The 22,157-nt window shown below is 45.5% G+C and carries 21 protein-coding genes and 1 tRNA gene; 18 read left to right on the top strand and 4 right to left on the bottom strand.

Annotation, left to right across the window (positions count from 1 at the left end):
* Nucleotides 1-114: 114 nt before the first annotated feature.
* The 6 genes from gatC to IPL83_17510 all read left to right on the top strand — a co-directional run bounded on the left by gatC (nucleotide 115) and on the right by IPL83_17510 (nucleotide 6,237).
* Entirely contained in the window at nucleotides 115-396 is a 282-nt protein-coding gene (gatC, locus tag IPL83_17485; protein MBK9040918.1) for an Asp-tRNA(Asn)/Glu-tRNA(Gln) amidotransferase subunit GatC, read from the top strand.
* A gap of 6 nt (nucleotides 397-402) precedes the next feature.
* Nucleotides 403-1,878, top strand: coding sequence for an Asp-tRNA(Asn)/Glu-tRNA(Gln) amidotransferase subunit GatA (gene gatA / locus IPL83_17490; GenBank protein ID MBK9040919.1), 1,476 nt, complete (start codon nucleotides 403-405; stop codon nucleotides 1,876-1,878).
* Nucleotides 1,865-3,304 (top strand): Asp-tRNA(Asn)/Glu-tRNA(Gln) amidotransferase subunit GatB, encoded by a 1,440-nt coding sequence (gatB, locus tag IPL83_17495; protein ID MBK9040920.1) that lies wholly within the window; start codon nucleotides 1,865-1,867, stop codon nucleotides 3,302-3,304. Before gatA ends, gatB begins: the two co-directional genes overlap by 14 nt.
* Nucleotides 3,301-4,209: a Ppx/GppA family phosphatase gene (locus IPL83_17500; GenBank protein ID MBK9040921.1), complete on the top strand. Its 909-nt coding sequence runs from the start codon at nucleotides 3,301-3,303 to the stop codon at nucleotides 4,207-4,209. The genes gatB and IPL83_17500 overlap by 4 nt, the downstream gene beginning before the upstream one ends.
* Nucleotides 4,210-4,295: 86 nt before the next feature.
* On the top strand, nucleotides 4,296-4,697 hold the full coding sequence (locus IPL83_17505; GenBank protein MBK9040922.1) for a DUF192 domain-containing protein: 402 nt from the start codon (nucleotides 4,296-4,298) through the stop codon (nucleotides 4,695-4,697).
* Nucleotides 4,698-4,809: 112 nt separating this feature from the next.
* Nucleotides 4,810-6,237 (top strand): LysM peptidoglycan-binding domain-containing protein, encoded by a 1,428-nt coding sequence (locus IPL83_17510; GenBank protein ID MBK9040923.1) that lies wholly within the window; start codon nucleotides 4,810-4,812, stop codon nucleotides 6,235-6,237.
* Between the two features lie 15 nt (nucleotides 6,238-6,252).
* Here IPL83_17510 and IPL83_17515 read toward each other — a convergent pair whose 3' ends face one another.
* The gene (locus IPL83_17515) at nucleotides 6,253-6,624 is read right to left on the bottom strand and encodes a PilZ domain-containing protein (GenBank protein MBK9040924.1); all 372 of its coding nucleotides are present in this window, start codon (nucleotides 6,622-6,624) and stop codon (nucleotides 6,253-6,255) included.
* Nucleotides 6,625-7,130: 506 nt separating this feature from the next.
* Between IPL83_17515 and rho the strand changes: the two genes are divergently transcribed.
* The 6 genes from rho (at nucleotide 7,131) to IPL83_17545 (ending at nucleotide 15,462) form a co-directional block, all read left to right on the top strand.
* Nucleotides 7,131-8,699 (top strand): transcription termination factor Rho, encoded by a 1,569-nt coding sequence (gene rho, locus IPL83_17520; GenBank protein ID MBK9040925.1) that lies wholly within the window; start codon nucleotides 7,131-7,133, stop codon nucleotides 8,697-8,699.
* Nucleotides 8,700-8,916: 217 nt separating this feature from the next.
* Nucleotides 8,917-9,990, top strand: coding sequence for a peptide chain release factor 1 (prfA, locus tag IPL83_17525; protein MBK9040926.1), 1,074 nt, complete (start codon nucleotides 8,917-8,919; stop codon nucleotides 9,988-9,990).
* 14 nt (nucleotides 9,991-10,004) lie between these two features.
* Nucleotides 10,005-10,886 (top strand): peptide chain release factor N(5)-glutamine methyltransferase, encoded by an 882-nt coding sequence (gene prmC / locus IPL83_17530; GenBank protein MBK9040927.1) that lies wholly within the window; start codon nucleotides 10,005-10,007, stop codon nucleotides 10,884-10,886.
* 25 nt (nucleotides 10,887-10,911) lie between these two features.
* Nucleotides 10,912-12,165, top strand: a complete 1,254-nt coding sequence (gene murA / locus IPL83_17535; GenBank protein ID MBK9040928.1) for a UDP-N-acetylglucosamine 1-carboxyvinyltransferase — start codon at nucleotides 10,912-10,914, stop codon at nucleotides 12,163-12,165.
* Between the two features lie 36 nt (nucleotides 12,166-12,201).
* The gene (locus IPL83_17540) at nucleotides 12,202-15,135 is read left to right on the top strand and encodes a tetratricopeptide repeat protein (protein ID MBK9040929.1); all 2,934 of its coding nucleotides are present in this window, start codon (nucleotides 12,202-12,204) and stop codon (nucleotides 15,133-15,135) included.
* Between the two features lie 30 nt (nucleotides 15,136-15,165).
* The gene (locus IPL83_17545; GenBank protein MBK9040930.1) at nucleotides 15,166-15,462 is read left to right on the top strand and encodes a hypothetical protein; all 297 of its coding nucleotides are present in this window, start codon (nucleotides 15,166-15,168) and stop codon (nucleotides 15,460-15,462) included.
* Between the two features lie 33 nt (nucleotides 15,463-15,495).
* On the opposite strand, the gene IPL83_17550 is transcribed toward IPL83_17545, so the two are convergent.
* Nucleotides 15,496-16,164 carry a hypothetical protein gene (locus tag IPL83_17550; protein MBK9040931.1) on the bottom strand — a complete coding sequence of 223 codons (669 nt, stop codon included), beginning with the start codon at nucleotides 16,162-16,164 and terminating at the stop codon, nucleotides 15,496-15,498.
* A 349-nt stretch (nucleotides 16,165-16,513) separates the two neighbouring features.
* On the opposite strand from IPL83_17550, the gene serS reads away from it, so the two are divergent.
* Both serS and IPL83_17560 read left to right on the top strand, forming a co-directional pair.
* Entirely contained in the window at nucleotides 16,514-17,836 is a 1,323-nt protein-coding gene (serS, locus tag IPL83_17555) for a serine--tRNA ligase (protein MBK9040932.1), read from the top strand.
* Nucleotides 17,837-18,081: 245 nt separating this feature from the next.
* Nucleotides 18,082-18,171: transfer RNA gene (locus IPL83_17560), tRNA-Ser, on the top strand.
* 145 nt (nucleotides 18,172-18,316) lie between these two features.
* Here the strand turns inward: IPL83_17560 and IPL83_17565 are convergent.
* Together IPL83_17565 and IPL83_17570 are read right to left on the bottom strand one after the other, a co-directional pair.
* A complete protein-coding gene (locus tag IPL83_17565) occupies nucleotides 18,317-18,925 on the bottom strand; it encodes a hypothetical protein (protein MBK9040933.1) in 609 nt (202 codons plus the stop codon).
* The gene (locus IPL83_17570) at nucleotides 18,918-19,124 is read right to left on the bottom strand and encodes a helix-turn-helix transcriptional regulator (GenBank protein MBK9040934.1); all 207 of its coding nucleotides are present in this window, start codon (nucleotides 19,122-19,124) and stop codon (nucleotides 18,918-18,920) included. The genes IPL83_17565 and IPL83_17570 overlap by 8 nt, the downstream gene beginning before the upstream one ends.
* Nucleotides 19,125-19,377: 253 nt before the next feature.
* On the opposite strand from IPL83_17570, the gene IPL83_17575 reads away from it, so the two are divergent.
* The 4 genes from IPL83_17575 (at nucleotide 19,378) to IPL83_17590 (ending at nucleotide 22,051) form a co-directional block, all read left to right on the top strand.
* The gene (locus tag IPL83_17575) at nucleotides 19,378-19,545 is read left to right on the top strand and encodes a type II toxin-antitoxin system Phd/YefM family antitoxin (protein ID MBK9040935.1); all 168 of its coding nucleotides are present in this window, start codon (nucleotides 19,378-19,380) and stop codon (nucleotides 19,543-19,545) included.
* Nucleotides 19,546-19,744: 199 nt separating this feature from the next.
* A complete protein-coding gene (gene aspS / locus IPL83_17580) occupies nucleotides 19,745-21,034 on the top strand; it encodes an aspartate--tRNA(Asn) ligase (GenBank protein ID MBK9040936.1) in 1,290 nt (429 codons plus the stop codon).
* The gene (locus IPL83_17585; protein ID MBK9040937.1) at nucleotides 21,031-21,213 is read left to right on the top strand and encodes a hypothetical protein; all 183 of its coding nucleotides are present in this window, start codon (nucleotides 21,031-21,033) and stop codon (nucleotides 21,211-21,213) included. The genes aspS and IPL83_17585 overlap by 4 nt, the downstream gene beginning before the upstream one ends.
* A 178-nt stretch (nucleotides 21,214-21,391) precedes the next feature.
* Nucleotides 21,392-22,051 carry an HD domain-containing protein gene (locus IPL83_17590; protein ID MBK9040938.1) on the top strand — a complete coding sequence of 220 codons (660 nt, stop codon included), beginning with the start codon at nucleotides 21,392-21,394 and terminating at the stop codon, nucleotides 22,049-22,051.
* Nucleotides 22,052-22,157: the final 106 nt, after the last annotated feature.

Here is a 22,157-nt window from a genome sequence, read left to right on the forward strand (position 1 = left end):
GGAGAATACTTGGTGGTCAAAGAGGACTCAATCGAAAATTAACGCGTCGCTTCGACCAAGAGGCTGGCACCAATTCAGACAATAAGGTAAATTCCACAGGGAGAGGATTATACAATGATTTCGAGGGAAATCATCGAGTCAGCTGCTCGATTAGCTCGCTTAAAATTGACTGAAACAGAAGTGGTACACTTTAGCGGGCAGCTTGCGGCAGTCATGGAGGCTTTCGCCAAGATCAGCAAGATCAATACAGATGGCATTAAGCCTTTGGTCACGCCAACGGATATGTCTCAACGTTTAAGGGAAGACAGGGTTGAACCTTGGCCCGACGTGGATCAGGCCTTGGCTCAGGCCTCTGAACGAAGTGGAAATCTCTTTAAAGTGCCGCCAGTAATATGAGGAAGAATGGATTTATTTGAGAACGACGCAACTGGGATAGCTGCTCTTGTGAGATCCAAGCGTGTGAGTGCAGTTGAAGTTGCTACGACCTATCTCGCTCGGGCCGAAAGGCTGAACGGTCTGCTCGGAGCTTTTATTCTGCTCAATCAGGAAGTCATAAACGAGGCCCGGAAAATAGATGAAAAGATAGGCAAAGGGATTGATGTCGGACCTCTGGCTGGAGTTCCCATTGCCATCAAAGACTTGTTATGCACAAAGGATATTCGAACCACGGCGGCATCAAAGATCCTCGAAAATTTTGTTCCTCCATACTCCGCCACAGTTGTCGATCGTTTAGAAGCCAAGGGCGCGGTCTTGTTAGGAAAGACGAATCTTGATGAGTTCGCAATGGGGTCCAGCAACGAAACCTCCGCCTATGGGGTTTGCCGAAATCCCTGGAACAGAGAATATGTGCCTGGTGGTTCGAGCGGAGGCTCTGCTGTTGCGGTGGCTTCTCGCATGAGCCCTCTAGCCATAGGGACCGATACGGGAGGGTCCATTCGCCAGCCGGCCAGTTACTGTGGAGTGGTGGGGCTCAAGCCAACTTACGGGCGAGTGAGTCGCTATGGCATCATTGCCTATGCTTCGAGCTTAGATCAGGCAGGACCAATGACTCTCACTGTGCGGGATGCGGCTCTTGCGCTGGAAGTTATTGCAGGAGCGGATTCAAGGGATTCAACCTGCGCACAATTCGAGGTGCCCCGCTTTAGTGAAAAAATATCACGCAACATAAAGGGCCTTAAAATAGGAATTCCACGGCAATTTTTCCAATCAGGATTAAATGGAGAAATTGAGCGTGTTGTTAAAAATGCCGGGGATCTTTTAAAAGAGGCAGGTGCAGAATTGATAGAAGTCGATTTGCCACTCACGGAAGTGGCCGTTGCGACTTATTACCTTCTTGCTACGAGCGAAGCATCGAGCAATCTTTCTCGGTACGATGGAGTGAGATACGGTCGTCGAGCTGATTTTACAAAATCTCCAGCGAAAACTCTTGAGGAATTTTACACGAGGACGAGGAGTGAAGGCTTCGGCGAAGAAGTCAAAAGAAGAATTATACTTGGAACCTATGCTCTCTCGAGCGGATATTACGATGCGTACTTTAAGAAGGCGGGACAGGTGCGACGTCTGATACGTGATGAATTTTTAAATGTCTTTGAGCGATGTGACGTTATTATGGGTCCAGTGACCGCAATTCTTCCCTTTAAAATTGGTGAAAAGGTGAGTGACCCTTTGGCCATGTATCTCAATGATGTTTACACAACTTCGGCAAATTTGGCGGGAATTCCCGGGATGAGCGTTCCGGCTGGCATGACGGAGCAAGGTTTTCCAGTTGGAATTCAACTTCTTGCTCCACACTTTGAGGAACAGCGGCTTTTTAACGTGGCCACTGCAATAGAAGCGGTCGTCGGAATGAAGGGGAGACTTCCTGATGTCATCGGGTGATTGGGAAGCCATCATTGGTTTAGAAATTCATGCTCAACTTTTGACAATGAGTAAGATTTTTTCTCCTGATTCCGCCTCTTTTGGGGGGGGAGATAACCAACATGTTCATCCGGTGTCTTTGGGGATGCCGGGGACTTTACCAGTATTGAACGAGAAGGCGGTGGAACTATCGGTTCTCATTGGTTTGGCTTTGAATTGCAAGATCAACAGGCAATCTGTATTTTCTCGTAAAAATTATTTCTATCCCGATTTACCTAAGGGATATCAAATATCTCAGTTTGATGTTCCTCTCTGTGAAAACGGCCATATTGATTTCTTTGTTGAAGGCGAACCTATGCAGGTAGAAATAACGCGCGCTCATATGGAAGAAGACGCGGGAAAGTCCATTCATCATGGCGATGGGACTCTTCTCAACTATAATCGAGCAGGCGTACCTCTCCTAGAAATTGTTTCTGCCCCAGTCATTCGATCACCAGCGGTTGCAGCTGAATATGTAAGAGCGATTCGCAGGACCTTAAGATATTTAGATGCTTGTGATGGAAACCTAGAGGAGGGATCTCTTCGCTGCGATTGCAACGTGAGCATTCGCCAGAGGGGCAATCAGCAACTGGGAACGAGAGTTGAAATTAAAAATATAAATTCATTTCGTTTCATTGAGAAGGCTATTGAATACGAAATTCAGCGACAGATTGATCTCGTAGAAACTGGTCAGCGGGTTGTACAAGAGACCAGACTTTTTGACTCGGTGAAAAATCGGACCTACTCCATGAGATCAAAAGAGGATGCTCACGATTATCGATATTTTCCTGATCCGGACTTACTACCCTTAGAGATTTCTTCTTCCTGGATTGAAAACCTTGGGCAAAGGCTTCCAGAATTACCATTTCAGAAAGTTCGTCGTCTCCAGAATGATTTTGGTCTGTCCCACATCGATGCCACTCACTTGGCAGATGAAATTGAACTGGCGGATTATTTTGAAGAGGCTGTCAAAGCCTCCTCCAATCCGAAATCGACCTGTAATTGGATTATGGTTGAGCTGTTGAGAGAGCTAAATCTAGGTAAGATTGAAATCAGGAATTCGCCGGTATCCCCCAAGAATTTGGGTTCACTCATTCATTTTATTGATCAAGGAACTATCTCAGGAAAGATTGGCAAACAGGTGTTTGCCGAGATGTGGTCGTCGGGCCGCAGGCCCGACGAGGTAATTGAAGAGAAGGGGTTCGTGCAGGTTTCAGACAACTCGACTTTAGAAAAGATAATCAACGCAATTCTGGCTAAGAACTCCCCTCAGGTAGAACAGTATCGGAGTGGAAAAGAAAAAGTTTTTGGCTTTTTTGTGGGTCAAGTAATGAGAGAAACAAAGGGGCAAGCTAATCCTGATTTGGTGAACAGTCTCCTTCTAAAGAAATTGAGACCACCTTTATGAAAATAGCGGCTTTGGATTTGGGTTCAAATACTTTTCTATTATTGATTGTTGAAATTGAAAAAGGAAAAATCGTGAAGGTCCTTCACGATGAATATCGTGTCACGCGGTTGGGTCAGAATATGGATCATGCGCGCGTTTTTGCACCCGAGGCACTGAAGAGGGCTGAGGAATGTCTCAGGGAGTATTCCTTGAAAATCTCTGAATTTAAGCCAGAGGTGGTGAAAGCTGTAGCGACCAGCGCAGCTCGAGAGGCCAACAACAAGGAAGACTTTATCGCTATTGGGGCTAAGTATGGAATTCCGATCGAAATCATATCGGGGACGGAGGAAGCAAAACTCTCATTTTTTGGAGCAACGAGCGATTTCATTCAAAAGGGGAATTGTCGAGTCATCGATGTAGGGGGTGGTTCAACGGAGTTTATTCTGGGAAGTAAAGGCGGAATTCAAGCAAGCCGTTCTCTCGATATGGGCTGTGTTCGATTGACCGAGAGGTTTATTTCTGGACACCCGGTTTTTGGTCAAGAATTGAGAACATTACGTACATTTGTCCAGAGCCAGCTTGAACACTTGCCTCACGATATCTGCACGGATTCGGGACCCGTTATAGCTGTTTCGGGAACGCCGACGACTCTCGCGTCTGTAATTCTAGGAGAAAAGGAATTCAATGCGAAAAGTATCCACGGGTTTAAATTGAAGTTGGCAATAATGGAAGAGTGGTGTGAGAGAATTATGGCTATGACTCTCACGGAGATTTCATCACTTCCAGGAATGGAGCCACAGCGGGCCGATGTTATTTTGGCTGGTTTATTGATTTTGATTGAATCGTCAAAGATTCTTGACGTTGAAGAACTTATTGTATCGGCAAGGGGCGTCAGATACGGAGTTGCTTTGGAGGTTGCAAAATGAATTTGTGGTTCAACAGTATTCTGTTCATTTGTCTCACGATTTCTCCACTCTTGGCAGTTGGCGAAGGTACGACTTTTGACCGACGTATGATTCAACTAGGCAATGTCAAAATGGTGGTCGAGGTGGCAGATACGGATGAACGAAGATCTGAGGGGCTCATGCATCGTAGGTCTTTGGCAAAAAATGAGGGCATGATGTTCCTTTTTAGCAAGGAACAAGTCCTTTCGTTTTGGATGAAAAACACGTTTATTCCTCTTTCAATAGCTTTTTTTGACAAGAATAGGACTCTGATCGAGATTGTTGACATGGAGCCGTCGAAATCGGTTTTAGAGCGAGAGATCCCGCAATATCGAAGTAGCAGACCAGCTCTTTATGCATTGGAGGCAAATAAAGGATGGTTCAGAGAAAACAAGGTGTCCGTTGGTGCAACATGGAACTGGACAGATGAGAACGAATCGAAAAGTAGGACAAAGGTCCGGTCTAAATAATCGGGTGACAAAGGGCGGGCCAACGAGAATTATTATTTTCCCTCATAGTCTAAATATGATCTAATGTTTACAGTATTTTAGCGGTTTGTCGTCAAATTGAGGTTAGGCAGCAATGAATAAACTCTTAAGTGTCCTCCTACCAATTATTTTTTGTTTTGGCGTCTCGTCTTGCACTTCGGGAAGTGTTGAAAAGGATAAGGCGACTGAATCCTCAGCTGAATCGGATGCTGTGGTGGGTGAAGGCGGGGAGGATTCCGAAGGTTTGATTGAAGGGGAGACTGCAGAGGGCGAGGGTCTCTCTGTTGAGAGTGGTTCAGAAGGGAGCGAGGGGGCCAATGGGAATTCTGAATTTTCAGATTCTACGGATGTGGGCGAGAAATTGGCTGATGATGAGGGGATGGCTGATGATGGGTTTTCTGAAGATGGCATAGCCAAAGAAACAGGTGAATCTTCAGATAGTGCGATGAGCACGAGTCCTGAATCTGGATCGAGTGAAGACATCAGTCCAACTCCTGAGCCAGGAATGATTTCTGAAACTGGGGACACTGGAGCGACGACTGGAACAGCAATTGAAGAAGGGAGTATGCCCAGTGAGTCTTCGATTTCTTCTGTTGAAAGTGAGGGAGAGGCGCCTGCCCCTAAGCCACTTGTTTCCTTAAAGAAGATTGCAAACACCCCCTATAAAAAGAATGGAATTCTTGTGAATGCGGTCTACTTGGCTAGACCGGGGGACACGCTTGTAGGGATCAGTAAGAAGATTTATGGATCGAATAGGAAATCAGATCTTTTAAAGGCTAATCCGAATCTCAAACGAAGAGTAAAGACTGGGGATAAAGTTTATTACAATTCACCGCGTCGCTCCACCGATGAGTCTCAGCTTCTCGTTTACTATGAGGACAATGGCGTTTCTCCCAGTATGTATGCGGCCCAGGAAGGGGATAATCTGAAGATTGTTTCCAAGAAATTATTGGGTCACGCTGATAGTTGGAAAGAGATTTGGTCAACCAACTTAGATGTTGAGTCAAAAGGTGATCTGGTTGCAGGAACTCAACTTCGCTATTGGGGTACTGACGTAGCAGTAGAAGCACCCATTCCACAGCAGGCAGAAAGCGGAGAAGGTGGCGCTCAGCCCCCAAATGGAGGACTTGCTTCAGGTACTGACGGGGGAGTTCCACCTCCGCCTCCATCTGATTTCGGAAATCCCCCTGACATGGCCGCAAATAATCCGCAGAATCCCCCTGGGGATTTTGAACCTGGGGCGCCCCCAGATGCAGCGAGTGCGGGAGGGATTGAGCCACCACCACCACCACCTCCTCCTCCTCCACCCCCATCTGCGCCGGGTGAGGACGGAATGCAGGCTAAGGCTGAGGAAGGAGGAGGACTCAACGACTTGATGAATGGTGATCCAGATCAAACGATGGCTCTCGGTGTTGGTGCTCTTCTCTTGTTTGCTTCTGTAGCTCTGTTTGTGATGGTCAGAAAAAAGAAGAGACGTCAGTCTCTTGACTTTAACACATCGACCCAAACCCAAATTGAGTGAGCGCGAAGCTTGGGGCTAGGCGACACGCCTAAAAATGTTGTCTAGGACGTCTCTGCGAGTTTCACGCTTACTCTCGACAAAGTACATCAGATCGTCAACGATCTGTATGTCACGGTTGTTTGTTGGATGAAATCGTACCCCGAATCCCAAAGTATTTTTCCACACAACTGTCGCTGTAATATTTCGTCTTCTGCCACTGACGACAAAAGTGAGATTTACCTTATCCTCAGCCCCAAGTCCTAGAACGCCAGTTTCTAGAAATGCGCCAGTCAAACTAATATTTCGCAGCTTACCCTTATCGGATTGTCGGGCATAGCTTCGTCGGAATTCCACATCCATGACTAACGGAAGCCGCGGAGCGGGTAAATCAGAATTGTAAGTCTCCATGTTAAAAACCCTCCCTCGATATAAATTATCGGTATTAGCCAAAAAAAATAAAGAGAAGGACGAAACATTTTCTTCGAACTGACTAAACCTTTGTCAAAAAACTGGTGATATGGTGGCCCGAATTGAAACGTCTCCGGCCGCTGAATTCATGGGGGCAATTTCACCGCAATTTGCCCATTTGTCATAAAGGGAGACCTGTTGGCAACGCAGCACGACGTTTATTTTGATGATTGACAGAGGCTCTGGCGCAGCCATAATTAATGCCAGCCGTGAGTAAGGGTTTTCGTTGGCCTAATAGTAACATTAATGAGCAAGTGTGTTTTAATTGTAGGGTCTTTTCGCTAGCCACTCAGGCTATTTTATTTCTCGGATAAAAATTCAAATAAAAATGAAGTGAAATCACTCTAAGAATACGAAGTTTATCAAGCGACCTGGGAAGAGATGTCATCTCTCTGTTTTATCATGAAAGGGACCGCCTAGAGGTAGGTGGGAAGTGTGAATAAGTAATGTCAGAGGAAAAAGAGCCTACAGCTCCAGTTGGAGCGGTCGAGTCGGAGCCAAGAGCAGAAAATCGCGTGGAAGATAATCGGTTAGAAGAAAATCGTGGGGATCGAGATCGCGATAGACACCACAAGAAGAGGGATTTTCGGCCCAACAATCTTCATAAGAAGGGTCGACCGTCTCACCAGCAACAGAAGCGCCATCAATATGGGGGAGCTCCAAACAACGGCAAACGTCAGATGCCGATGCGCGAGGAAGATGAAATTGAAGTCATAGACGAGAATGTCGATTTGTCAGATATCAATTTGAGTGAGGATGAGCGGGGTGATCTCAGCTCAAAAAATCTCAAATCAAAAGATATTCGTGATCTCACCGCTCTGGCAATAAAGCTTAAAATTGAAAATGCGGCCGGAATGCGTCGGCAAGATATGGTTTTTTGGATATTGAAGAGAGCAGCCCAGCTTGGAGATATCTACGGTGATGGAGTTTTGGAGATATTGCCTGATGGCTATGGTTTTTTGCGCTCTCCCGATTATAATTATCTTCCAGGACCTGATGATATCTATGTCAGTCCCTCTCAAATTCGCCGTTTTGGATTGCGCACGGGCGACACGATAACTGGTACGGTACGACCGCCCAAAGATGGGGAGCGATATTTTGCCCTGTTGAAGGTTGATGCTCTGAATTTTGAGCCACCAGAAAAGGCGAAGAATAAAATCCTATTTGACAATTTAACCCCACTTTATCCGCAAGAGCGATTGTTATTAGAACACCAGCCCAACGAATATACCACCCGGGTGGTCGATTTGATGGCACCTTTGGGAAAAGGTCAGCGGGCTTTGATTGTTGCTCCTCCGCGCACAGGAAAAACAGTTTTGCTTCAGAACATTGCTAACGCAATTTCCAGCAATCACCCTGAGGTGAAGCTTATCGTTTTGCTGATCGATGAGCGGCCTGAAGAGGTGACCGATATGTCTCGCACGGTAAAAGGGGAGGTTGTGAGTTCAACCTTTGATGAACCACCAACAAGACACGTACAAGTCGCTGAGATGGTTATAGAAAAGGCGAAGCGTCTTGTTGAACACAAGCATGATGTGGTCATTTTGTTGGATTCAATCACGCGCCTGGCTCGTGCCTACAATACGGTGGTGCCGCCCTCGGGAAAAATCTTGTCTGGCGGGGTGGATTCCAATGCGCTGCATAAGCCAAAGCGATTTTTTGGTGCTGCTCGTAATATTGAGGAGGGCGGAAGTCTAACGATTATAGCTACCGCACTGATTGATACGGGATCGCGAATGGACGAAGTCATTTTTGAAGAATTTAAAGGAACCGGTAATTCTGAAATTCACTTAGACAGAAAACTCATGGAAAAGAGAATCTTTCCGTGTATGGACATTAATAAGTCGGGAACTCGTAAAGAGGACCTTCTAATTGAAAAGGGTGAGCTGAATAGATTGTGGATTTTACGCAAGGTATTGGCCCCTATGAATGTTGTGGATAGCATGGAGTTTTTGTTGGATAAGTTGAAAGATTGCAAGGGCAATAAAGACTTTTTGTCAGGGATGAGTGGCTGATAACTATTTGAAAATAAAAGAAAAAGTAGTATTGATTGGGATTGATCGGAATGATCACAAAGAATTGACGCGCATAGCAAAATATGTGGACAACTCTGTGGATGTTTCGCTCAGGAAAGATGATAATTTTTACAGAGAACTACCTTGATAACATGCCTAAAAAATATAAGTAAAGATAAACATCCAAAAAAGAATTGATTAGGAAGCGGAGCGAAAAATGTTTTCAAAGCTCGAAGAGGTGGAGAGTCGTTTCGAGCGAATTCAACAAGAGTTGCAAGAGCCCGGAATTGCAAATGATCAGGACAAGTACAGAAATTTAATGAAGGAACTATCGAGCCTTCAGGATGTGGTTCGTACTTTTCGGGAATACAAAAGAACCTTAGCTGAAATTGCTGGTAACAAAGAAATATTGGAACACGACAAGGACGAAGAACTCAGAAATCTCGCTAAGGAGGAATTGGCGGATTTGGTCCAAGTCCAAGATCAGTTGCAGAGGGATCTACAGGTTCTATTATTGCCAAAGGATCCAGCTGACGAGAAGGATGTCATATTAGAGATCCGTGCGGGTGCAGGTGGAGACGAGGCGAGTCTTTTTGCCGCTGAATTGTTTGCGGCCTATTCTCATTACTCGAGCAAACGAGGATGGAAAGTCAATTTGATCAGTGCATCTCCTGGCAACTTAGGTGGGTACAGAGAGATTATTGCTTCTATAGCTGGCGATCGTGTTTACTCAAACTTAAAGTTTGAGAGTGGTGTTCATCGAGTTCAGAGGGTTCCAAAGACTGAGTCTCAGGGAAGAATTCACACGTCAACTGTCACTGTGGCCATTTTGCCTGAGGCAGATGAAGTGAGCGTAAAGATTGACCCCAACGACTTGCGTATAGATGTGTTTCGTTCGAGCGGACACGGGGGCCAGTCTGTTAATACGACGGAGTCAGCTGTTCGAGTGACTCATATTCCGAGCGGTTTGGTGGTGAGTTGTCAGGATGGCAAGTCACAACTTTCAAACAAGGAACAAGCACTCAAGGTATTGTATTCTCGGTTGTTGGCTCTAGAGGAAGAAAAAGCAAGAAAGGAAGCTTCCACAGCCAGATTGGCTCAAATGGGAACTGGAGATCGAAGCGAAAGAATAAGAACCTACAATTTTCCCCAGTCGAGAATAACGGACCATCGAGTTGGATTAACTATTCATCAGTTGAATGAGGTATTGGCGGGAGACATGGAGCCAATCATTGATCCTCTCAAGGCTCATTTTCAGGCCGAACTGCTGAAACAACAGGGTCTGAAATAGGACGACAGCTGAAAATGACTATTGATGGGATAATCAGGCTTGGTACTCAGAAATTAACGGATGCTCTGATAGAAAACGCGCGGCTGGAAGCGGAGTGGCTTCTGGCTGAAAAGTTGAAGTGGCGTCGAGAAGATCTCATCATCAAAGGGTCCTTGGGAATTACAGAGGACCAAGAAAATCAATTTTTTGCTTGGATAGAAAGAAGGGCCGCAGGCGAACCATTTGCCTACATTCTTGGTTACCGGGACTTCTATCGGTCCCGCTTCTTTGTTGGACCAGGTGTCTTAATTCCCCGCCCTGAGACTGAGATGCTTGTTGAATTTGGTGAAAAGTGGCTGAAGTCTCTTAAACCTGAAAGGAAAGGAAATTTCAAATTCATCGATTTTGGCTGTGGAACAGGATGTATCGGACTATCACTGCTGAGACAATGTGGCGGGAATTTATTAGCGATAGATATTTCTGCTCAAGCCTTAACTTATGCTATTAAAAACGCTCAGACTTTGGGCCTTATGGACCAAACAACTTTCATTGAATCAAGTGTGCAGGATTTCGAGAAAAAAATGGGATCTGCCTTGTCTGACTGGAACAAGGTCGATTTAGTCTTGGCAAATCCTCCCTACATTGGGCTTGAGGATCCAGAAATCAGTCCACAGGTGAAGAAATTTGAACCTCATTTGGCTCTGTATGGAGGCCAAACTGGATTGGAGCAATTTTCAGAATGGGTTCCAATAATAGCAAGAAGCCTGGCTAAAGGTGGGGCTTTGGTCGTCGAACACGGAGCAAAACAGTCGGAGCAAGTTGTCAAAATTATTCTGCAGAAAGGTCAATTTGAACGCGTTGAATCCTATCATGACCTGGCGGGATGGGATAGAATGGTGTTCGCGATAAAGAAATAGATGTCAAAGGGAGAAGGTTACACGAATGGATAAAATGGTCGTAGCAAAGAGCGGTCCTCTCTGTGGAACCGTAGCGACAAGCGGGTCCAAGAATTCAGCTTTGCCTATCCTCTTTTCTTCGCTATTGGCAGAGGGTGAGCATTTTTTTGAAAATGTGCCAAATCTTGTGGATATCGAATCGACGGCAATGCTTTTGAATTCCCTAGGGGCCCGTTTTAGTCGTGAAGGAAATACAGTCAAAATTCAAACGCAACGGGCAGATAGTTTTGAGGCTCACTACGATATTGTTCGCAAGATGCGGGCAAGTATTTTGTGTTTAGGACCGCTTCTTGCTCGCTACGGACACGCAGTTGTAAGTCTGCCAGGCGGTTGTGCAATTGGCTCTCGTCCCATTAATTTCCATTTGGATGGCTTGAGAGAATTGGGCGCCGATTTGAAGATCGAGAAGGGTTATGTCATTGGGGAATGTTCTCGGTTGCGCGGAGCGAGGATTTTATTTGATTCCCCAACCGTGGGGGGCACTGAAAATCTCATGATGGCTGCCGTGCTTGCCGAAGGGACCACCCTTATTGAAAATGCCGCGAAGGAACCAGAAATTATCGACCTCGCCAATTACCTAAATGCGATGGGAGCTCGGGTTACGGGTGCGGGCACAAGTATTATAAAAATTGAAGGAGTTAATTCGTTAAAACCGGCTACTCACCGAATTATTCCTGATCGAATTGAAGCAGGAACTTTGTTGATTGCAGGAGCGATAACGGGTGGAGAGGTAACTGTTACGGATTGTGTGGTTGATCATCTTGAAGCCCTCTTGTTGAAGATGGAGGAGAGTGGATTAAAGATATCTCGAGGAAAAAATGAAATCACTGTCCATCGAAATAATGGATTTCATGGAGTCGATATCACAACGGCACCTTTTCCGGCTTTTGCAACAGATTTGCAGGCCCAGTTCATGGCTTTGATGACTCAGGCGGAGGGAACCAGCCTCATATCTGAAACGGTGTTTGAGAATAGATTTATGCATGTTCAGGAGTTGGTGCGACTGGGTGCTGATATAACACCAAAGTCTCGAGTGGCGGTCGTCCGGGGAACTCCCGGGCGTCTCGAGGGAGCACCGGTGATGGCGACAGACTTGCGGGCCAGTGCAAGTCTGGTACTCGTCGGTCTCGTCGCCAGTGGAGTGACTAAAATCAGTCGTATCTACCACTTGGATCGTGGGTATGAAAGACTTGAGGAGAAGTTGTCGAACTTAGGGGCCATTATAAAACGCGAGAAATAGAAATGGGTTTTCAAGAATTCACGGAAGAATCATTGAATGTCAGATCGTCCAAAAAAATGGATTATTAAAGATACCGACGGGCGAATCCATGGGCCATTTGGCACTGAGAAAGTGCTTTATAAAATTGGCCGGGGGGAACTGTGCGGCGATGAGTCCATTGCGACATTTCCTGGCGGGAGTTGGTTTGCCATCTCTCAAGAGCCTCAATTCTATGATCGCTTAATGGAGGCCTTGGAGGGTGAGGATTCTTCCCTTGCCTATGATGAAAATTATGATTCCTTGACTCCCCTGGGAGGGAAGAGTGGAAGAAAATCTCACTCCTCTGCAGCAAGCGGATCAGAAAGCCAATTGACTTCATCCGCAGAGAGTGCCACGGAAAAGAAAGCGCAGGATCCTGTTCGAGGGAGTGTAAAGAGAGAGATCGAGACAAGTGATCCAACAGAAGATGACAAGAACCATAAGTTAGAAAATGACAATCTCAATCCTCAAGAGCGATCAAAAAATAAAAAAAGAGAACGTCGCAGTTCTAAAAGACAAGAGGACGGTAGCGGTGTCATCGAGCTGGCTGATCTCGGAAAATTGATAAAGAAGGAGAAATTCAGACAACTTAGACTCCCGATGATGATTGGGATCATTGTGATTGCATTGGGTGTAATTTCTCAACTTGAAAGGGAAAAAAAAGGGGAACGTGTTCATTTGCTTCACTTGCATCAAGGAACGAAGCCTTTGTCTAAGGTTCAACTTGCTGAACGGACGCGTCGCGCTCAGGAGATGTATACAGCTGGAAATTATTTTAGTCTTCTGAATGCACAAAATGAGCTTATCCAAGTCATAGAGGGCGATCATCAAAATGCCAGCATGATAGCCTTACTTTGTCTGACCTACTTTGAATTGTGGCCATACGCTTATCAAGACTCAAGTGATTTGAAAGCAATCAGTATTGCCAATCAACGAGTGAGTGGGATTGATCCTGCGGGCCAAAACACGGCGACCTGCCAAGTGGTGGATCTTTTGGTTCGGAGTAGGTATCCAGAAGCAAAGAGTTTGACGGAGGCGATTCTCGAGACTTACAGCGCCTCTGCTCAACCACCCACTCCGTTTTATTATTTAAAGGCCTACTTGTTATCCGGGGGGCGGGAGCTTCAAACCGCAATAGGATATTTAAATTCAGCACAGCAACTTTCTCCTAGATGGCTCGCTCCATATATTTTGGAGGCGGAGTTTCGGACAAAATCAGGGAACTCTAGTGAAGCAGCAAAGATCTATCGTAAGGTGTTGAGTCAAAATCCCCATCATAAGATCGCAAAGATTGAATTGGGCTTGCTTGAAATCAAGGACTTGAATCATTCAGAAAAGGGATTTGAGTTGATAAAGGAAGCCTTGGCGACAAATGATTTGGTTCCAACTGCCACATTCTCGCGGGCTTATTTTGGTCTGGCTGAAGTGGCTTTGGCTCGCAAAGACAATACGCTGGCTTTGGAATACGCCCAAAAATCATATTCTTATAATTCCAGCAATGCCATGGCCAAAAATGTGATCGTTGTTTTAGGTGGCAAAGAGAGGCTAGCAAGCACTTCGGTAAGCAGCCAGCAAATGGTTTTTCAAGGTGATCAGTTTGTGCGTGAAGGTGATTACAATGCTGCTCAGGCGCATTATAAAACGGCTTTTGAGCTCGATAAGACAAACGCTCTGGCTGCTTACAAAGCTGGACAAAGTCTGTGGCAATTGAGTTTCAGTCGTGAGGCGATTGATTGGCTTAATAAGGCCATAAAAGCGGACCAAAAACTTATTGATGCCTACGTGCTTTTAGCGGATTACTTCACTCAACGTTATGATTTTCTATCTGCGGCCAGAGTTTTGGCGCAGGCGCAACGAGTGGCACCCAGGAGTCATGAAGTTTTTCGAGGCTATGCTTTGGTAGAGCTGCGACGTGGAAATGCCAAGGGAGCAATAGGCTACGGGAATAAGGCTCTCTCTCTTTACGAGACAGATGTTGAAACCAATATTTTATTGGCTCAAGCTTATTTTGCTGATAATGATCCGAATCAGGCCTATAAATATGCATCTAAATCCATAGAATTAGATATCAATAGTCGGCAGGGGCAAATTGAATATTCTCGAGCGCTTGCTGGGATCAAGGGCATTGAGATGGGATTAGATTATCTTCTTAAGCTCGTCAACAGCTACCCACTTGTAACGGAATACCGAATGGCTTTAGGTGAAATGCTACTGAGCGACGAAAGATTCCCTGAAGCGATTGAGATATTTCGGCAGGTAACCGAAATTGAGGAAAAACCAAAAAAGGCTTTCTTGCTCTTAGGCAAAGCACAGCGACTGCATGGTCAGACTCAGGCGGCCTTGGAGTCTCTTCTGAAATCAGCCGTTCTAGATCCGGCTGACACGGAACCTCTCTTTGAGGCCGGGCTGCTTTACTTGGAGATTGGCAAGCCTACGGAGGCAAAAACACAATTTCAAAGGGTTTTGCGAATCAACGCGAGTCATCCGAGCGCTCATTATCATTTGGGAAGAGCAGCGATTCAAATGAGTGATCCAAAAGAGGCCTTGGCTCAAGCCGAAGAGGAGAAAAAAATTAATCCAAACCTCGCAGACGCCTACATTCTGGCCGCCGACGCTCACTATCGAATGAATCAACACAGTCTTTGCGCACGAGAGTACACGACAGCCATCAAGCTGCGTCCTCAAGGGGCAGAAGCCTATGTGAAACTGGCCCGCTGTTATCGACTGATGGGCAGTTTTGATATGGCCGAAAGCATGTTAAAGGCAGCCTCTAAATATGATTCTGCATTGCCTGATATCTATCGAGAGCTAGGTGAGGTTTATCTTGGAAAGGGAAATTTGGTTCTTGCGGCTGAGACTTTTAATCAATACTTCCAGCTCAGTCCGGGAGCACAGGATCGCGTGTTGATTGAAAAGCGGATCGAAGATGCGGCACGCGGAGCGAATCGTTAGAGACAAGTTATCGCTAAATAGGAGGGGCCCATGGCTCAGCTGGTAGAGGCATTTCAGGAAAAATTCAAGAAGACATCAAGCAGTTTTGGATTGGGGTTGGTTCGCCTGATATCTGGCACAATTCTGGGTCTAGCCTTTGCGTTGATAGGCGATGAAGCCATTAAATATGGCATTTTTTCCTTTCTATTTGTTATGGTATCAATTACAGCCGCATTTCTCAGGTTATCCAAATCCTGGCGGCTATCGAGCGTTTTGGTCTTTGACCTTTTTTGCGTCCTTCTCGGAATGCTCCTCAGGCTTTATATCTTGGTGGCTCCCGGGCAGTAGCAAAGACATAAGATCAAATTGAGCAAATGATACTTATACTTTGGACTTTCCCGTGATTCTATTTTTTTCTTGTTCGCCTCGAGATTTAGTCGCCAATTTAACTCGAATTAATGTACGAATGTTTTGAATTTTGGAAAATTTGACATTCAATTCCTCCAGGCGATCTAAAATTGCTAGAGATTCATGGTATGAACCTAGGTAGGCTAATATATGGGCCATTTCAGTCAGGCTTACAGTATTCTGAGAATCGATAGCTAAAGCCAGTTCAATCACGTGATAAGCATCTATGTACAGTTCGAGCCGCCGCAGAAGCTGACCCTTCTTGTTCAAAAAGAATATGTTACCAGGGTATTTGGTAGAAGCATCAATTGTAGTTTCAAGTGCTTTCTGAGGACTGTTCACCTGTTGGATCTGTATCAAATTCAAAAGATTGCGGTCGGTAGGTCCCTCAATCTCTATGGCCTTCTGTGCGTGGCTCTCCGCCAATTCAGGTTGACTTGCTTGCAGGTAAAGCTGGGCGATTTTCGTATGAGCCTGGACATTCCATGGTTGGACATCCAAGAGTCTCTCCAGCACTGCGATGGCGCTCTTCGCTTCTCCTTGATCGGACAGCTGTCGAGCCCTTTTGAGTGACCACCGCGCCTGATGTTCGTGATTTTGAAATCGGGGTTCCCTTAGGGATTGGCTTGAGGCGAGTGCCACTCGACAACTCCCTCTTTCTCTGGGTGGAGAGCTGTCCCAGTTCGGTTGACCATGGACATAGCCACCAGAGACTAAAAAAACGAAAATAATCAAAGAAATATTTACATGTACAAATTCACCTTTGTGGTAATCAGATCCTCTACATGAAGTCTGGAAGGTTGAAAATTGATAGCATGAAATTAACATGCCAAGTTGGTGGCTTGGGTTGGGTCGCGAAGATAAAAGAATTATTTTACCCTAAGTTCTCATCAGGCATTTTGAAACCGCTTGACTCCAAAACGTCTTATGGAGTCAAGATGGAGAAAAAGCCGCCGGGAATTTGCAGTCGAAAAGAATGAGGAATGTATCTATGATCGATATCAAGGCTCTCGAGAAAAGCGAACAAGTGGATGGGTTGGGAAGGTCTTATTCCGAGGCCTACCGTGAATCCTTAAAGAACCGCGGCGAAGACGGCTCTCTTGTGGATCAACTACTCAGTTTGAATAGCGAACGAAAGGCACTTGTTACTCAAGCTGAACAGGCCCGAGCCGAACAAAATCGGGTTGGCCTTGAAATCGCAAAGAGAAAGAGAGCCGGAGAGAATGCCGACGTACTATTGTCTGAAATGCAGAAACTGAGTTCACAGATCAAAGAAATGACTGAGTTGTCAGTCTCCAAAGAAGCGGAGCTAAATGAGAAGCTCTCGCGGCTGCCAAATATTTGTCATCACTCCGTGCCAATCGGTAAGGGTGAGGAGAATAATCTTGAAATTCGCCTCGTTGGTGAAATTCCCAAATTTGCGTTTAAGGCAAAAGACCATATTGAACTTGGCGAAGCCCTGGGTATTATTGATTTTGAGCGTGGCGGAAAAGTAACAGGTGCGAGATTTACCTTTCTGCGTTCGGCAGCCTCGGCCCTTGAAAGAGCACTCATTCAGTTTATGATGAATGTTCACACGCTTGAGCACGGCTACGAAGAGATGATTCCCCCTTTTATTGTGAATAGCCAAAGCCTGTTTGGCACTGGGCAGTTTCCAAAGTTTCGAGAGGACGTCTTTCATTTGGAGAACACGGACTACTATCTCGTACCCACAGCGGAGGTTCCCGTAACTAACTATTTTGCGGGTGAAGTTTTGGAAGAATCCCAGTTGCCTCTTCGCTTCTGTGCTTACAGCCCCTGTTTTCGGTCAGAGGCCGGTTCCTACGGTAAGGACACGAAAGGACTGATTCGACAGCATCAATTTAATAAGGTTGAACTGGTCACTTTCTCTCATCCCGACAAGTCTTATGAAATGCATGAGGCTCTTACATCGCATGCAGAACGCATACTCCAGAAACTGGAGCTTACGTACAGGCTTGTCTCTCTTTGTTCCGGTGACATTGGTTTTGGTGCGGCAAAGTGCTACGACCTCGAAGTCTGGTTGCCGGGGCAGGAGAAATTTCGGGAAATTAGTTCCTGTTCTAACTTCGAAGACTTTCAGTCCAGGCGGGCTGATATTCGTTTTCGCCCTGCAGGAGCCAAAGCCAAGCCCAGATTTGTTCATACCCTCAATGGTTCTGGTTTGGCAGTTGGCCGGACCTTGATAGCCATCATCGAGAACTACCAGCAGGAAGATGGTTCTATCCTCATTCCAAAGGTCCTTCAGCCCTATATGGGGGGGAGAGAAGTTATAGGTTCGGCGGCTAGGAGCTAACTTTGGTACGGTATCGGGTAAGGCATCAGGTACGGCATCAGGTGCGGCAGCAATTTTTGTGGCTTCAGACGCAACGCGCCTTTAAATCGAGAACATTCCGCCCAGGGAACAGAAATCAATTGCCAGGCTGGACTTCACTTCGTAACTTGCCCGACGGGATTTCTGCTTCTGTTGTCGCGCCAAAGTTGAAAACTCAACTGCTGCATGTTAAGTAGTCTGACCGAATTCGTACAGTTTCAGGTTGAGGAGAGGTGGCTGAGCGGTTGAAAGCACCGGTCTTGAAAACCGGCAGACCTTTGCGGGTCTCGTGAGTTCGAATCTCACCCTCTCCGCCACTTCGAACCAATTAAGCATCTGAAATCAAAAATGAAAATTTAAAGTCGCAAGACCGAGAGCAGATGTTCTTGTCAGACTTGGTTCTACGGTTCTGGTTCTACGGTTCTCCGGTAAAAGGCTCCAAGTCACTAAACATTCAAATCACTAAGCATTCAAATCTCCCATGTGTTCTCTTCTCGCGGTAATGTTAAACGCAGCAAGCTGCCATAAAATTAAAATGAGAAGGATGGCCGTTTTTGAAAGGGCAATATCTTTCGATTCAAAAAGAACCTGTCCTGTTGCCTGGTTAGTTTCAACACGAGGCTTGTCCAGAAGATTGAATTGTATCCCGATTGACACTGTACCGGTCTTGCCGTTAATGGCTTCATTTTCTGTTGCTCGATGAATGTTCAGGGAAAAAATTGAAAAGAACAAAAGGAAAACCAACAAACTGAGCGTTGAGATATAGGCAGTTCGCGAAGCCTTTCCAGTAATGTATTGTTCCCGTTCATCACGTTCTTTCAAGTTAGCTAAACGCTTTAAAGTTTTTTCTCGTGCTTCCGGCAATGCGACCAAGAGAACGAGAAATAGGATCAATACTGCGAACCACAACATCAAATTCCATGAGAGCAGCTCCCATATTGCTTTTGTTAGGAAGGGGGCATCTTTTAGAATTTCTTTCTCTGGACTAATGGTTCCCCAGGCCATGCATATGAAAACAAAAGGCAGGGTATAGACGAGATAGTTTTGGATATGATGAACGACTTTATTCATGGCGAGGTCCTTTCTCAAAAAATAGTTTTTCAATTCCAACTTTAAAAAATTTAGCTAAGCGAAAGGCAAGCTCCAGAGAGGGATTATAGCTTCCCTTCTCTAAGGCGATGATGGTTGCTCTTGTTACATCGACGGACTCGGCCAAATCTTGCTGAGTGAGACCCTTCTCAAATCTCAATTCCTGAATTCGGTTGTTAATAACCAGTTTTCCTTCAATGCGTGGCATGTGACCTTTCTCCATCGATTGCAATTGAATGTATAATAGACTGTACATTTAATGATGTCAAATAGACTTTACATTTCAAATAGTGAGTACGAAGGTGGACGCACAACTCAGTCAAATCAATAAGTTAGTTCAGGAAATAAGACTTTATAAAAACCGTTAAAGTTCTTGTAACGATAAATGGGAGGTTTCTATGAAGGATTTAAAGCTATGAAAAGATGTAGTGACATTGGCAGAGTTTAAGAGTCAGGCAGCCGCGCTTCTTGATCGAATCAACACTGCTTCACAGCCGCTATTAATAACCCAAAATGGCAAACCCGCAGGGGTCTTAGAAGAATCCTGGGTAAATGTCGATCTAATGCCAGAAGTGTTGAACATTTTATTCCTTGTGTGTTAGGTTTACTTAACTCATCGATGAGGACAGACCCCTCTGAGAGGTCAGAACGAACCGAAAGTGAGAAGTCGCAGGTCTTAGTAGTTCTGAACGGATAACCCACCCGACAGTGGCAATCAAGATCAGGGTTCTCCCTGAAAGCTGGATGGCACCACCTGCCGTCTTTCAGGTTCCAGCAGTTACAGACAGAAGAGAGTAGTTTATGAAACGCACGTTTGTAGAACGTGCGGGAGACATGATTGGTAAAGAGATTCGTCTGGTCGGATGGGTCTTTCGCTATCGCGCCCTCGCAAAGACAGTATTTATTGTCTTAAGAGACTGCACGGGCTCAATCCAAATTGTGGCGGCTCCGGATCGGGTTGCTAGTCTTGGCATGAAACTAGATGATGTTGTCGACATTCGTGGTCGTGTTCGAGAAGAACCTCGATCAAAATCAGGATTTGAAGTCGATTTACTAGAGGCGACGATTCTCAACCCCTCTGCACATGACCTACCCTTCAACTCCTCTTCAGATATTTCTCAAGTTGGAATTGAGGTAGTGCTCGATCATCGACCCCTTAGTATTCGGACGGAGTCCGTTCAAGAAATCTTTCAGGTTCAGGCGTCGATTCTCGATGGTTTCAGGTCATATTTAAGAAGGAATCGATTCACTGAGATTGTAACCTCAAAAATTGTTGCGAGTGGAACAGAGGGCGGAACTAACCTTTTTCAAATTAAATACTTTGAAAGAACTGCCTATCTTGCTCAAAGTCCACAGTTCTACAAAGAACATGGTGTTGCCGCATTTGAGAGAGTGTTTGAGACGGCACATGTCTACCGAGCTGAACCACACGCGACAAGTCGGCACTTGACGGAATATTACTCGCTCGACTTGGAGATGGGATTCATCAATGACCCGGAGGAACTGATAAGCCTTGAATGCGGTCTCCTTTCAGAAATGTTTGAGGACCTAAATACGAAGTTTGGAGATTCGATAAAAAAGCGATCTGGAGACTTCCTTCCAGACATGACAAAGACTCCAACATGGGAGTTTGCAGAGTGTATGGAGCGTCTCAAGAAGACATTTGGAAGGACAGATCTAGTTGATGACTTAGATCCACAGGGAGAAAGACAGCTCTGTGAAATTGCGCACAAAGAGTATGGCACTCCGAGTGTTTTTGTAATTGGCTTCCCTCTTGCCGCGCGCCCTTTTTACACACACCCCAGAGGAAACAGCGGCGCAGCTCAGAGTTTTGATTTATTGTTTCGAGGGATTGAAATCACCACGGGTGGACAGAGATTGCATACCAGAGCAGCGCTAGAGCAGGCATTGCTGACAAAAGGGGTGGACCCAAAAGCCTTTGAAGGTCATCTTAGAATGTTCGATCTTGGCATGCCTCCTCATGGTGGTCTTGCGATTGGACTCGAACGATTGACAGGTCAGGTGCTTGGACTTGCTAATGTCAGAGAGGCAACGATGTACCCCAGAGACAGAAATCGAGTTGAACCATGAGCGTACCTCCAACAATTGAAACAAAGAGATTGATTCTGAAAGAAGTAAGTCTTGTCGACTACGAAGTCATTGGGCATTTGACTTCGGCGGTGCCTTGGCCATATCCAAAAAATGGCGTGAAGGAGTTTTTAGAAACATTCATTCCTAAAATTAGAGGCTATGTAAAAACGTGTCAATGAAGTTTTCATTGACATCAAAGTAGTTCTTTTAATTTAAAAAAGAATGAAAGCTTGGCGTCCTAAACCCCTTGAATTAGGTTTTGGCGGCGAGTCGGCCAATTGCCTCGCAACGAAAAACATAAGATAGCTAAGCCACTGCCAACCGCGGAGAACTCCATGTCTATTGGTCGGAAAAAATATGAATCTCACTGATTGGGAACCAAAATTTGAAACGAAGATTTCAGAGATTGCATCGTCTGATGATCCTGCCCACGATCTGCTTCATTTCAAGAGAGTAGTGTATCTTTCTAAGTACCTTTGTGAGCGTGAAAATGGGGAAGCTGAAGTTGTCGTCCCAGCGGCATGGCTTCATGACCTCGTCATAGTTCCTAAAGATAGTCCGCTTCGCAGCCAAGCCTCTCGGTTGTCTGCCGATAAAGCAATCGAGTTCTTGAGATCAATCGGATATCCTGTGAGGTTTTACGATGAAATTGCTCATGCAATCGAAGGTCACAGCTTTAGCGCGAACATTGAGGTCAAAACCATTGAAGCGAAAATCGTTCAAGATGCCGATCGTCTTGATGGGCTGGGAGCAATAGGCATTGCCCGATGTTTTGCAACAGCGGGTCTTATGAAACGAACCTTCTATAGTTGCCAGGATCCATTTTGTGATGTCAGAACGCCGAATGACTCTCTATTTGCCGTTGATCATTTCTTCAAAAAACTCTTTAAGACGGCCGAGACAATGAAAACCCCATCTGGGATCGAGGAAGGCCGTAAAAGACTTGCAGTGATGAAGGACTATTTGTCGTCGTTGAGGTCAGAGGTTTCGAGTGGACCAATGGAGTGGTTCTACTAAGTTTAAGTGGATTTCTGAAATTACGCAGCCCATTAGGACTCGCGTTCAAGGTATCCGCCCGTGATGATTTAGATTCTGGATCTAAATCATCAGCGAGGTTATAACA

The organism is Bdellovibrionales bacterium (assembly GCA_016716765.1).
GTDB lineage: Bacteria > Bdellovibrionota > Bdellovibrionia > Bdellovibrionales > UBA1609 > JADJVA01.